Below are 12865 nucleotides of genomic sequence, written 5' to 3' on the forward strand. Positions count from 1 at the left end.
GGGTTTTCGAGGGAATGCGTTGAAGTTCATCCATGCCTCCGACATCCATCTGGACAGCCCCTTGCGGGGGCTCGAGCGCTATGACGGGGCTCCGGTCGAGGAGATCCGCGGGGCCACGCGTCGCGCCTGCGAGAATCTGATCCGAGTCGCGATCGATGAGCGGGTCGACTTCCTGCTCCTGGCCGGCGACATTTACGATGGAGACTGGCGCGACTACAACACTGGGCTCTTCTTCGCGCGCCAGCTGGCCCGGCTCAAAGAGGCCGGGATCCCGGTCTTCATGGTGGCCGGCAACCACGACGCCGAGAGCCGGATCAGCCGTGTGCTGCAGATGCCGGCCAACGTGCGCCTGTTCGGCTCGGCGGCGGCCGAGACCGCCCGCCTGGAAGACCTGGGCGTCGCCATTCACGGCCAGAGCTTCCAGACGCCGAGCGTGACCGAGGATCTCTCGCTCGGGTATCCGCCGGCGATTCCGGGATTCTTCAACATCGGTCTGCTCCACACCTCGCTCGACGGCCGGCCGGGCCATGCCCCCTATGCGCCCTGCCGGCTCGACGGCCTGCTGACCCGCGGCTACGACTACTGGGCACTGGGCCATGTACATCGGTACGAGGTCGTCGCCGAAGATCCCTGGGTGGTGTATGCCGGAAATCTACAGGGCCGGCACGTGCGCGAACCGGGGGCGAAGGGCTGCGTGCTGGTGTCGGTCGAGGACGGACGTCTGCGGGATCTCTCGCATCGGTCCCTGGATGTCCTGCGCTGGCAGCAGGCCGAGGTCGACCTCGGCGACGCGGAGACCTTGACCGCTGTGCTGGAGCGCATCGAAGGCGCACTGGAGGCCGCGTTGTCCGGTGCCGATGGCCGCCTGCTGGCGCTGCGGCTGCGGCTCGGCGGCCGGACCCTCATGCACGCCAGACTCCATGCCGAGCAGGCGTGGCTGGTGGCCGAGTGTCGAGCCCGGGCGCTCGAACTGGGGGCCGGCGTACTCTGGCTCGAACAGGTGAGGATCGAGACGCGCGCGCCCGCAACCCCGGGCGTCCAAGGAGCCGCCGAGGATGCGCTCGGCGGTCTGCTCGCCGCCATCGACACGCTGGAACTGGATGCCGATCGGCTCTCCGCGCTGTCCGGCGAGGTGGCCGACCTGGCGGCCAAACTTCCGGCCGACCTCATGGCCGAGGAGTCCGGGGCGAGACCGACCGATCTCTCGCAGCTGCCGTCGGCCCTGGAGGACGTGAAGGCACTCCTGGTCGAGCGTCTCCTGGAGGGTCCGAGCGGAACGGCGGGGCGCGGATGAAGATCCTCGACCTCTATCTGCAGGCCTACGGCCCCTTTTCCGGGGCTCATCTGGATCTGAGCGGCGGGACTCAGGGGCTGCACCTCGTCTTCGGACCCAACGAGGCCGGCAAGAGCTCGGCCATGCGGGCGCTTCGGGCGCTGCTCTACGGCGTACCCGAGCATACCCCGGACGATTTTCGCCATGGCCGTCAGGATCTGCGGGTCGGGGCCAGGCTGCGCGCGAGCGGCGGCGACGAGCTGGTCTGCTATCGCCGCAAAGGCCGCAAGAATACGCTGCTCGGCCCCGACGGCAAGGCCATCCCGGATGCCTCTCTGGCCCCCTTGCTCGGCGGCATCGACGAGCGTCTGTTCGAGCGGCTCTTCGGCATCGACCACGACTCCCTGGTCTCGGGCGGCGACGCCCTGCTCGCCGAGCGCGGCCGCGAGGCGGAGGCGCTCTTCGCCAGCGGTCTCGGGTCGACCGACGTCCAGTCGGTGCTCAGGCAGCTGGATCAGGAGGCCGAGGCCCTCTTCCGCCCGCGGGCGCGCAACTCGAGCATCAACGGGCGTCTCTCCAAGCTCGCCGAGATCGAGAAGGCGCAGCGCGAGGCGACGCTCTCGGCCGGCCAATGGGAGCAGGCACGCAAGTCGTTCGAGACGGCCCGGTCCAGTCTGGAGCAGACCGATCAGGCCTTGCGCCAGGCATCGCGCGAGCGCAGCCGGCTCGAGCGCATCCGCCGCACCCTGCCCAATCTGGCCCGGCGCGATCGGCTCGCGGACCAGCTCGCGGCCCTGGGCGAGCTGCCCAGTCTGGCGGACGACTTCGCCAAGAAGCGCGAAGGGGCCAGCGCCGAACTCAGGCTCGCCCAGGCCGCGCGCACGGCCGCCGAGACCAGGGCGGCCGAACTGCGGGCGACGCTCCAGACCCTGCCCGTGCGCTTCGCGCTGCTCGACGAGGCCGATCTCATCGAGGCACTGCGCGAGCGCCTGGGCAGCCACCGCAAGGCATCGGCCGACCGCCCGGGTCTGGTCGCCCAGCGTCAGGCGCTGATCGCTCAGGCCGAGTCGCTCCTCGCCCGGGACCGGTCCGGCGAGTCGCTGGACCAGGCGCGGGCGCTGCGCCCGGTACTCGGCCGGCAGCGGCGGGTGACCGAGCTGGCCGGCGAGCGTGCCGCTTGCACCAGCCGGCACCAGGAGGCCGCGCGCCAGCTCGCCCGGCTGGACCGGGAGCTACCGGACCGGCGCGGGCTTCTGAGCGAGCTGGGTCAGGCCGAACCCCTGGCCGAACTCGAGCGCGCCCTCGATGCGGCGCGCCGCGCCGGCGATCTGGAGGGGACGATGGCCGAACTGAACCGGCGTCTCCGGACCCAGACCGCAGACCTGGAGCGCGATCTGGCCGGGCTCGGCCTCTGGTCCGGCGAGCTCGACGTCTTTCGTCGGCTCCCGCTGCCGGCCGAGGAGACGGTGGCGCGTTTCGCCCGCGACCTGCAGTCGCTGGCCGACGAGGAGCGGCGCGGCGAGCAGGAACGGGACGAGGCATTGGCCGAGCAGGCCCGGGCCGGCGAGTCGCTGCGCGCCCTGGAGCTTGCCGGCTCGGTGCCGAGCGAATCGGAGCTCGACCAGGCCCGCGACCACCGCGATCGAGGCTGGCGGATCATCAGGCGCCAATGGCTGGAGGGTGTGGATGTCGCCGACGAGGTCCATGCCTACGCCGGGACACAGACCCTGCAGGATGCCTTCGAGGGCGCGCTCGGCTCGGCCGACGAGGTATCGGACCGGCTCAGGCGCGAGTCGCAGCGGGTCCATGCCCGGGCGGCCGACCAATCCAGACTGGAGTCCAGCGCCCGGCGGCTCGAGGCCGCCGATACGGTCCTGGTGTCGGCTGTCGAACGGCGTCGGCACCTGCTGGCCGACTGGTCGGCCCTCTGGTCGCTTTGCGGACTGGAGCCGCTCCCGCCGCACGAGATGGCATCCTGGCTCGGCAAGGCGCTGCGTCTGCGCGAACGGATCGACGCGCTCGGCGCGCTGCGCCAGGAACGGGCCGGACTGTTCGAGGGCGCCGTCTCGCTGCAGGAGTCGCTGCGATCGGCGCTATGCGAGTTCGGAGATGCCCCGGCGGCCGATGCGACCGGTTTGGCCCGAATGGTCTCGCTGGCCGAGGCGCGTCTGGCCGACCTGGCAGACCGCGCGCAGCAACGCCAGAGGCTTGTCGAGGAGATCGCCGAACTGGAGCGGCACCGTGCGGATCAGGCGACCGAGCTGCAGGATCTCGAGGCCGAGGTCGCGCGGCTGACGGCCGACTGGACGCAGCTGATGGCCGAACTCGGACTGCCGGCCGAGACCGGCCCCGGCGAGGCGGCGGACGGCCTCAAGTCGCTGGCGCAAGTCCTCGAGCTGATCGATCAGGCCGATCAGCTCGGCGGGCGCATCTCGGGCATCGATGCCGATGCCGAGGCCTTTGCCGCGGAGACGCGGGCATTGGTGGACCGTCTCGCGCCCGAGCAGTCCGGCATCCCCTTCGACCAGGGACTGATCCAGCTCGGCGCCAGCCTGACCCGACAGCGCGACGACCACGCGCGGCGAGAAGAGATCCGGTCCCAGCTCGAGGGAGCCGAACATGAGGCGCGCACCCAGGCTACCAGGCTGAAGGCGGCCGAGTCGGTCTTGGCCGATCTTTGTCGTCAGGCCGGCTGCGCGGCCCCGGAGGCCCTGCCGGCGCTCGAGGAGCGTGTCCGCGAGCGCGGTCTGCGCTTGCGGGAGCTGGACGCGGTCGAGGCGGAGCTGCTCGAGGCCGGTGACGGTCTGGACATCGAGGCGCTCCGGGCCGAGGCGGCTTCGATCGATCGGGACGAGGTGACGGCCGCGCTCGCCGGACTGGAGTCGCGTATCGAGTCCGAGCTGCGACCGCGGCATACGGAATCGGTGGAGCGCAAGCTGGTGGCCGAGCGCGAGCTTGCCGCCATGGCCGGCGAGGACCGCGCCGCCGTCCTGGCCGACGAGGCCCAGGGATTGCGGTCCGAGATCCGTTCGGCCGCCGAGCGCTACGTTCGGGTCAGGCTCGCCGCCCGCATCCTGCGCGATGAGATCGAGCGCTTCCGGCGCGAGCACCGCGACCCCATCCTGGCCCGCGCCAGCCATTATTTCGCCCGGCTCACCTGCGGCGGATTCGCCGCCGTCGAAACCCACTTCGACGCCTCCGACGAACCGGTGCTGGTCGGACTGCGTGCCGAGGGCGAGCGGGTCGGGGTGGGGGGCATGAGCACCGGCACCCGCGACCAGCTCTACCTGGCCCTGCGGCTCGCGAGCCTGGAGCACCATCTGGAGCAGGTCGAACCCTTGCCCTTCATCGTCGACGACATCCTCATCCAATTCGACGACGCCCGCGCCAGGGCGACGCTCGCCGCCTTGGCCGAGTTCTCCGCCAAGACGCAGGTGATCCTCTTCACCCATCACCAGCGGGTGCTCGAACAGGCGGCCGAGTTGGACCCCCGTCAGGACCGGATCCTGGTCCACAGCCTCTAGCCGAAACCTTCTTGCGATGTCCGAGGAGCCGCTGACATGCCTTTCGCAAGGCATCCGACCCGATGGTCGTCGACTCCGGTTCGTCCTGAGCGGGCCGTCGTCGATCGGGTCCACGAAAAAGGCCCCCGCGATCGCGGGGGCCTTTTCTTTGGGGGCTAGCGGTGGTGCTTGGAGGTGGTGTCAGACACCGCCGATGGCGATCGGCGGCTGTTTGGGGCTGCCTGCGCCCTTCTCGGCTCCGCCTCCGCCGGCCGTGGGTGCGCTCGGCCGGCCCGGGTCGTCCTCGGGCTCGCGCATCGGGCGGCCTTCCATGATGTCGTCGATCTGCTCCTTGGTGATGGTCTCGTACTTGAGGAGCGCCTCGGCCATGGTGTGCAGCTTCTCCAGGTTCTCGTCGAGCAGCTGCCTGGAACGCTGGTAGTTGCGGTCGATGATGGTGCGCACCTCCTTGTCGATCGCCTGGGCGGTCTCGGGAGAGATCTGACGCTGCTGGGTCACGGAGCGTCCCAGGAAGACCTCGCCTTCGTCCTCGGCATAGGCCAGGGGACCCATTCCATCCGACAGGCCGAATCGGGTGACCATGTTGCGCGAGATGTCGGTCGCGCGCTCGATGTCGTTGGAGGCTCCGGTGGTGACGTACTCGGGACCGAAGATCATCTCCTCGGCGATGCGGCCGCCGAAGAGGCTGGAGATCTGGCTCTCCAGCTGACGCTTGCTCATGCTGTAGCGGTCACGCTCCGGGAGGAAGAGAGTGACGCCCAAGGCTCGGCCGCGCGGGATGATGCTGACCTTGTGGACCGGGTCGTGCTCGGGGACCAGCCGGCCGACGATGGCATGTCCGGCCTCGTGATAGGCGGTCAGCTTCTTCTCGTTCTCGGACATGACGATGCTGCGGCGCTCGGCGCCCATCATGATCTTGTCCTTGGCCTTCTCGAACATCTCCATCGAGACGTCGGTGTGCCCGGCGCGCGCGGCGAAGAGGGCGGCCTCGTTCACCAGGTTGGCGAGATCGGCGCCGGAGAATCCGGGGGTTCCGCGGGCGATGGTGCGAGCGTCCACGTCCTCGGCGATGGGCACCTTGCGCATGTGCACTTCGAGGATGGCGGCGCGGCCCGAGAGGTCGGGCAGTCCGACGACCACCTGGCGGTCGAAGCGTCCGGGACGCAGCAGGGCCGGGTCCAGCACGTCGGCGCGGTTGGTGGCCGCGATTACGATGATGCCCTCGGTGCCGGCGAAGCCGTCCATCTCGACCAGCAGCTGGTTGAGGGTCTGCTCGCGCTCGTCGTGTCCGCCGCCGAGTCCGGCGCCGCGTTTGCGGCCGACGGCGTCGATCTCGTCGATGAAGATGATGCAGGGAGCGCTCTTCTTGGCCTGCTCGAAGAGATCGCGCACGCGCGAGGCGCCGACGCCGACGAACATCTCGACGAAGTCGGAGCCCGAGATGCTGAAGAAGGGCACCCGTGCCTCGCCGGCGATGGCGCGCGCCAGCAGCGTCTTGCCGGTTCCGGGCGGGCCGACCATCAGCACGCCGCGCGGGATGCGTCCGCCGAGGTTGGAGAATTTCTGCGGGCTGCGCAGGAAGTCGACCAGTTCGCCGACCTCTTCCTTGGCCTCCTCGACCCCGGCGACGTCGCGCAGGGTGACCTTGACCTCACCCTCGGCATGCTGGCGGGCCCGGCTCTTGCCGAAGTTGAAGATGCCTCCGGTGCCGCCGCCGGAGCTGCGGCGCATGAACCAGATCCAGACCCCGGCGAGCAGCAGGAAGGGCAGCCAGGCGGCCAGGAGCTGCATGAAGACGCTCGGCTGCTCCGGGGGCTCGGCGCGGATGGTGACCGAGTTCTTCAGCAGGTCGCCGACTAGGCCGGGATCGCCCGGATCGTAGGTCTCGAAGCGAGAGCCGTCGGTGCGAACACCCTTGACCTTCTGGTCCTGGATGGTGACTTCGCGGATGGATCCGTCGGAGAGTTCTTGGAGGAACTGGCTGTAGCTCAGGTTGCGCGCCTCGATCTGGTTGGTCGTGGTGAGGCTGTTGAGCGACATCACCAGCCAGAAGGTGACGGCGATCCAGAGCAGGATGTTCAGGTTCTTCGCATTCATTCTTAGGGCTATCCTCGTTGACCTGATGCGCTATATCGTGGCATGCGACGATGATGCCGCGACCTCTAGGCGATACATCAGGGCGGGGTCTAGAAATCCAACAGTGCCCAAAACGCGCGGTTTCGGGGCGATCGGGGCCTAATCGTTGTCTCGGCAAATGATTGTCGGTTGATCGGAGCTTATCAGGTTTGAGAAAGGATTGGACTCTTGCTGGGGCGGCCTTGTTCCTCGTCTCATGGATTCTCATGGCGATTTGTGCTCCGCTGCTCGATTTGAGCCCGGATCGCGTCGATCTCACGGCCATTCTGGCGCCTCCGGGCGAGCTCACCCTGCTGGGAAACGACGATCTTGGGCGGCCGGTGCTGGATCGGCTGCTGGCCGGGGCGCGGACCTCGCTGCTGGTCGGCTTCGGCGTGGTTGCGGTCAGCGCTTCGCTCGGAACCTTGATCGGCGCGCTGTCGGGATTCGTCGGCGGGTGGCTGGATCTGCTGATCGTGCGGGTTCTCGATCTCTTCATGGCCTTCCCGGGCATCCTGCTCGCGATCGCCCTGGCCGGGGTCATGGGGCCGGGTATCGAGAACGTGATCGTCGCCCTGACGGTCGTCGGCTGGGTCGGCTATGCGCGTCTGGCTCGGGCCCAGGTGCTGACCCTGGTGCATCGCGACCATGTGGCGGCGGCGCGGGCGCTGGGATGCTCGGGCGGGGCCATCCTGCTGCGCCATCTGATTCCCTTGACGATCGCCCCCTTGATGGTCGAGGCGACCTTCGCCGTCTCCGGCGTAGTGGTCGCCGAGGCCAGTCTGTCCTTTCTCGGTCTCGGCGTGCAGCCTCCGGATGCCTCCTGGGGCAACATGGTGCGCGACGGCGTGTCCTATCTGCTGGTCGCGCCGCATCTGGTGGTCGCGCCCGGTCTGGCGATCCTGTGCGTCGTGCTCTCGGTGAATCTTCTGGGGGACGCCCTGCGCGATCGGTTGGACGTGCGCTCTCGGCGTTCCTGATTCGGTTCGCGCCTCCTGGGCTCGCGACAGCTCTGACCCTGTGTTACAACTGGCGCCATATGATTCCTGTCCGCCTCGCTCAATGACCAGGGTTCCGACGATGCCGCCGTTCTCGCGCCCCGTTCTTCACCTCTTCGCTCGGATCCGCTGAGGTGTCGCTCGGTCCCATCATGGTCGATCTCGCCGGAACGGAGTTGACGGCGGAGGATCGGGATCTGCTGCTCCATCCCGCGGTCGGCGGGGTGATCCTCTTCTCGCGCAACTACGATTCGCCCGCTCAAATCTCCCGCCTCACCTCGGACATCCATGCCCTGAGGGAACCGCGCCTCCTGGTCGGCGTCGATCAGGAGGGCGGCCGTGTGCAGAGGTTTCGGGAGGGTTTCACCCGATTGCCACCCGCGGGGCGGTTCGGCCGGCTCCATGCCTCCGATCCCGCCAAGGCACGCCGGGCCTGCGAGTCGGTCGGCTGGCTGATGGCGGCCGAGCTGCGGTCGGTCGGCGTGGATTTCAGCTTCGCCCCCGTGCTGGATCTGGATCGGGAAATCAGCCGTGTGATCGGCGACAGGGGGTTCGGCCGCGAAGTCCAGCAGGTCTGCGAGCTGGCGGCGGCCTGGGTCGAGGGTGCGCGTGGAGCGGGCATGGCCGCGGTCGGCAAGCATTTTCCCGGGCATGGGGGCGTCGGCGGCGATTCGCACCTGGAGCTGCCGACGGACGAGCGGGCATTCGCCGATCTCGAGATGGAGGATCTGGTGCCCTTCCGGCGTCTGATCGACCGCGGCCTGGAGGCGATCATGCCGGCCCATGTCGTCTATCCGCGGATCGCGCCCGAGCCGGCCGGTTTTTCGCCGCGCTGGTTGAGGGATATCCTGCGCGGCCGTCTCGGCTTCGAGGGGGTCATCTTCAGCGACGATCTCAACATGGCGGCGGCCGGGGCGGGTGGCGATTATCCGGAGCGCGCGCGGGCCGCGGCCGAGGCGGGTTGCGATATGCTGCTCATCTGCAACAATCGCCCGGCCGCGCTCGAGATCGTCGATGCCTTCGGCGAACGTCGCGAACCGGCCTCGCATCTGCGCCTGCTGCGCATGCATGGTCGTGGCCGGGTGGATTTCTCGCAGCTGCACGAGTGCCCCGAGTGGCAGCGCGCGCTGCGCTACGTGGCCGAGCTGGAGGAGCTCGAGACGCTCTCGCTCGGTCTGAACGACCCTACAGATCCGGAGAACGCGGGATGAAGCTCGATTCGCAAGACTATGCCGCCATCGCCGGCCGCGCCGAATGTCTGGTGACGGCCGACGAGATGGAGGCGGCCCTCGATCGCATGGCGGCGGAGATCACGGAGCGGTTGGCGGGGAAGGATCCGCTGGTGTTGTGCGTCATGACCGGGGCCGTCATCGTGGCCGGTCTCCTGCTGCCTCGGCTCAATTTCCAGCTCCGACTCGACTACATCCATGCCAGCCGTTATCAGGGTACGACCAGCGGGGGCGAGATGGCCTGGCGCTACCGTCCGTCGGATGCGATTCGCGGCGAGCACGTGCTGGTGCTGGACGACATCCTCGACGAGGGGATCACCGTCGACCAGGTCGTGCGCGCCTGCCGCGAGGACGGCGCGGCCAGCGTCCATTCGGCCGTCCTGGTCGAGAAGATCCGTCCGCACCAGTGCGAGGTCGATGTGGTCGGCGTCAAGGTTCCGGACCGTTATCTCTACGGCTATGGGCTCGATTACAAGAATTATTTCCGCAATGCCCCGGGGATCTATGCGGTTGCCGATCAGGATATGTAGTCTCCGGGCGCGTCCGCTCTATTTGTCAAAATATCAATATAATTAAAGGCTTTTTGACTATTTTGCGTCTTTGGTATACATCCTCCGGGGAGGATGCGGCTCCCATCGCAGAGCCGCCCCAGCGTCGGCCGCGTCGCCCCGTCTCCATGGCGTGGGCGCTATAGCGGCCTTTTCATATTGCCGCCATAACCCGGAGCGAGAATGTCCACGACGACCCTGGAGACTTACCGCAATACGCATGCCGAGCTGCGTCAGATGATCGAAGATCTCAATGCGATCATGACGCCGGAGATGCTGAAGATACGACCCAATGCCAAGACGGCCTACGAGCTGCTTTGCGATCTGGGGATGAAGGTGCGGGCGCACCTCTCCGACGAGGACCGCTCGCTCTATCCGACCCTGCTGATTCACGAGGATCCCAGGGTCAAGTCGATCGCCTGGGGATTCATCAGTGGCGAGAAGCCGCTGCGCAAGCTGTTCGACGACTATCACAAGCGCTGGCTGAAGAATTGCGACTTCAATTTCTCCGATGAATTCATGGCCGAGACGCGCGAGGTCTTCGAGATGGTCGCCAGTCGTATCGACCGCGAGGAGCAGGTGCTGCTTCCGAAGCTGGTCGAGATCGGTGTGTTTCAGGAGGCCGCTCGACCCGGCTCGTAAAGCGACTAAGGTTCGATTTTCCAAGCCGATTGTCGGCCGGCGCCGATCGTGGCGCGGGTTTGGCAACCCGTGCGCTCTCCGGTAGACTTGCGTGTCTTTATCGGTCGTGGTGGGCGCATGTCTCTTCTCGCTATCATCGGGGGCTCGGGTTTTTCCGGGCTGTCATCTCTCGCGGTTACGGAGTCTCGGTCGGTGGATACGCCGTACGGCGAGACCTCCGCCCCGGTGGCCCGTGGTCGCTTGGGGGATTCCGAGGTCCTGTTTCTGCCCCGGCATGGGGCGTCCCACCATCTTCCGCCTCACCGCATCAATTATCGCGCCAATCTCTGGGCGCTTAAACACTGTGGTGCCGAGCGCGTGGTCGCCTTGGCCGCGGTCGGCGGGATCACGGAACGCTTCGGTCCCGCCGTGCTGTCGGTGCCGGATCAGATCGTCGACTATACCTACGGTCGCGAACATACCCTGTACGACGGGACCGCTGGCGGCGTGGAGCATATCGATGTCACCGAGCCCTACTGCGGGGCGCTGAGGCAGTCTCTGATTCGGGCGTGCGAGCAGGTTGGCTGCGAGGTCGTGGCGGGCGGGACCTATGGTGCGACCCAGGGGCCGCGGCTGGAGACGGCAGCAGAAATAAGACGATACGAACGCGATGGCTGCGACATGGTCGGCATGACCGGCATGCCTGAAGCGGCGCTTGCGCGGGAGCTGGGCTTGTGCTATGCGAGTTTCGCGTTCGTCGTCAACTGGGCCGCCGGTAAGAGCGGCACCGTCATTACCATGAAGGAGATCGAGGACAACGTGACCCTGTGCTCCGAACGGATTCTGCAGATTCTGCTGGCGCTGGCGGCGTGTCGCTGATCGGCCGGGCAGTTCAGGACTCGATGGGTCATCGGCGCGTTGAACGGTTCATTTCTATAAGCAGGTTCAATTTTCAAGCAAGCTCTTGAGGAGTATTCATCATGGCTAATGCGGACAACGCGGCCCCTCGTTCGTCGCTGGGCTGGCTATCCAGGCTCGTGCTCTGGGGGGTGGTCATCGCCTTCGGCTATCTCTATCTAAGCTCGATCGACCGTGAGGCGGGTACGCCGACCACCGAGGCATTCATGGATTCGCTCGCGAAGCTGAGCCCGATCCCAATCAATGTCCTGCCCGACTCCTCGCATGACGCGACTGCGTCCGCTGCGGCGGCTGGAACCTCGAAGTCCGCGGCCGACGAGCCCAAGGCTGCATCCGTGAGTTCGGCTGATCGGGAACCGGTTCGAGAGACCGAATCCTCGGTCTTCGCCGACTCCTTGATCCGTCAGCACCCAGCCGCCGCCCCGACCGCTCCGCAGCACGCGCCTCAGGCTGCCGTCCCCGCTCCGGTGGCTGCCGTGCCGCCATCCATGCCTCGTGCCGTCCCTGCGCCGTCTTCGGCCGCTGCGGCTCTTGAGCCCCAGGCTCCGGTTGCCGATCCCGCTCCCGCTGCGGCCGCTTCTCAGGCGTCCCCGCGCTCGATGCCTCCTGCGGCCCGCTATGACTGGGAGGCCATCGAGAAACAGCGTGCCGAGGTCATGGCTCAGTACGAGGCGATGCGCCGCGAGGCGGACGAGCGCATGCGTCAGCAGTGGGAGCAGATGCGGACCTATGCGCCGGCCGCTCCTTACGGCTATCCGGGCTACACGCCAGTCTATCCGCCTGGCGCATACGCTCCCGTGCGCTGATTTTCCGTTTTCGGGCGGCGGGCTCGTGCTCGGGCCTGTCCGCCAGGAGCCCCGTCGGTGCTGCTCCGTGTCTGGCGCCAGGAGACGGTTCGCCGCCCCTGGCGCTGGATTCTCGTGTACTTGCGGTGTTGCAGTGAGAGGGGAGCTCGGATATACTTTCAACGCTTAAAGAGGAGGCAGAGAAAGAGATATCACGCTCGCCGTCCATGAGGCCCCGTCACGGGGTTTTTTTGTCGCTCGCGAATCGCGGTCGCTGGGTCTGGGCCGCCGTGAGGCGCTTCAGAGGTTGGGCCGATGGCCCAATTTTTGTTTCTATGGGGCGGATCATGCAACCTGCAGACAGTCATCTCACCACGCTGGCGCGTGGGGTCGTCGAATCCATGGGGTTCGAGCTCGTCGGAGTGGAGTTCTTTCAGCGCGGAACCGCTGGTGCGACGCTGAGAGTCTATATTGATCACGAACGCGGCATCACGCTCGACGATTGCACTGCGGTGAGTCATCAGCTGAGTGGCGTACTGGATGTAGAGGATCCCTTGCCGGGGCATTACGACCTCGAGATCTCCTCGCCCGGATTGGACCGGCCCCTGGTGTTCTCCGAGCACTTCGCGCGCTTCGCGGGTCACCGGATCCGAATTCGGTTGGCCGAAAAGCTCGAGGGGCGGCGCAAGCTGGATGGGCTCCTTCAGGGTTGCGAGGACGGCTTGGTGGTTCTGGAGTCCGAAGGCCGTCGTTGGGAGGTTCCGTTCGAGTCGATCGAATCCGCGCGCTTGGTGCCCGAATTTTGAGGGCGACCGATCTTCCTCGGATGCTTCCGGGTCGCATGTTCTAGAGTT

General features: G+C 67.2%; 10 protein-coding genes. 9 read left to right on the top strand and 1 reads right to left on the bottom strand.

The features are described 5' to 3' along the window. The first annotated feature begins 19 nt into the window (after nucleotides 1–19). Nucleotides 20–1294 (top strand): DNA repair exonuclease, encoded by a 1275-nt coding sequence (locus D779_RS03280; protein ID WP_043749344.1) that lies wholly within the window; start codon nucleotides 20–22, stop codon nucleotides 1292–1294. Further along, a complete protein-coding gene (locus tag D779_RS03285) occupies nucleotides 1291–4797 on the top strand; it encodes an ATP-binding protein (protein ID WP_043749347.1) in 3507 nt (1168 codons plus the stop codon). The genes D779_RS03280 and D779_RS03285 overlap by 4 nt, the downstream gene beginning before the upstream one ends. Before the next feature lie 180 nt (nucleotides 4798–4977). Here D779_RS03285 and ftsH read toward each other — a convergent pair whose 3' ends face one another. Beyond that, nucleotides 4978–6894: an ATP-dependent zinc metalloprotease FtsH gene (gene ftsH, locus D779_RS03290; protein WP_043749349.1), complete on the bottom strand. Its 1917-nt coding sequence runs from the start codon at nucleotides 6892–6894 to the stop codon at nucleotides 4978–4980. 245 nt (nucleotides 6895–7139) lie between these two features. Here ftsH and D779_RS03295 point away from each other — a divergent pair, with 245 nt between their 5' ends. The 7 genes from D779_RS03295 (at nucleotide 7140) to rimP (ending at nucleotide 12817) form a co-directional block, all read left to right on the top strand. Then, a complete protein-coding gene (locus tag D779_RS03295; protein ID WP_052347769.1) occupies nucleotides 7140–7892 on the top strand; it encodes an ABC transporter permease in 753 nt (250 codons plus the stop codon). 152 nt (nucleotides 7893–8044) lie between these two features. Then, the gene (nagZ, locus tag D779_RS03300) at nucleotides 8045–9121 is read left to right on the top strand and encodes a beta-N-acetylhexosaminidase (protein ID WP_043749353.1); all 1077 of its coding nucleotides are present in this window, start codon (nucleotides 8045–8047) and stop codon (nucleotides 9119–9121) included. Next, on the top strand, nucleotides 9118–9669 hold the full coding sequence (locus D779_RS03305) for a hypoxanthine-guanine phosphoribosyltransferase (protein WP_043749355.1): 552 nt from the start codon (nucleotides 9118–9120) through the stop codon (nucleotides 9667–9669). Before nagZ ends, D779_RS03305 begins: the two co-directional genes overlap by 4 nt. A gap of 201 nt (nucleotides 9670–9870) precedes the next feature. Next, entirely contained in the window at nucleotides 9871–10329 is a 459-nt protein-coding gene (locus D779_RS03310) for a hemerythrin domain-containing protein (protein ID WP_043749357.1), read from the top strand. A gap of 117 nt (nucleotides 10330–10446) precedes the next feature. Then, nucleotides 10447–11187 (top strand): S-methyl-5'-thioinosine phosphorylase, encoded by a 741-nt coding sequence (locus tag D779_RS03315; protein ID WP_043749360.1) that lies wholly within the window; start codon nucleotides 10447–10449, stop codon nucleotides 11185–11187. 101 nt (nucleotides 11188–11288) lie between these two features. Beyond that, nucleotides 11289–12032 carry a hypothetical protein gene (locus tag D779_RS03320; RefSeq protein ID WP_043749362.1) on the top strand — a complete coding sequence of 248 codons (744 nt, stop codon included), beginning with the start codon at nucleotides 11289–11291 and terminating at the stop codon, nucleotides 12030–12032. Between the two features lie 326 nt (nucleotides 12033–12358). After that, nucleotides 12359–12817 (top strand): ribosome maturation factor RimP, encoded by a 459-nt coding sequence (gene rimP, locus D779_RS03325; RefSeq protein WP_043749496.1) that lies wholly within the window; start codon nucleotides 12359–12361, stop codon nucleotides 12815–12817. Nucleotides 12818–12865: the final 48 nt, after the last annotated feature.

This window comes from Imhoffiella purpurea (assembly GCF_000585215.1).
In the GTDB taxonomy this organism is placed as follows: domain Bacteria; phylum Pseudomonadota; class Gammaproteobacteria; order Chromatiales; family Chromatiaceae; genus Imhoffiella; species Imhoffiella purpurea.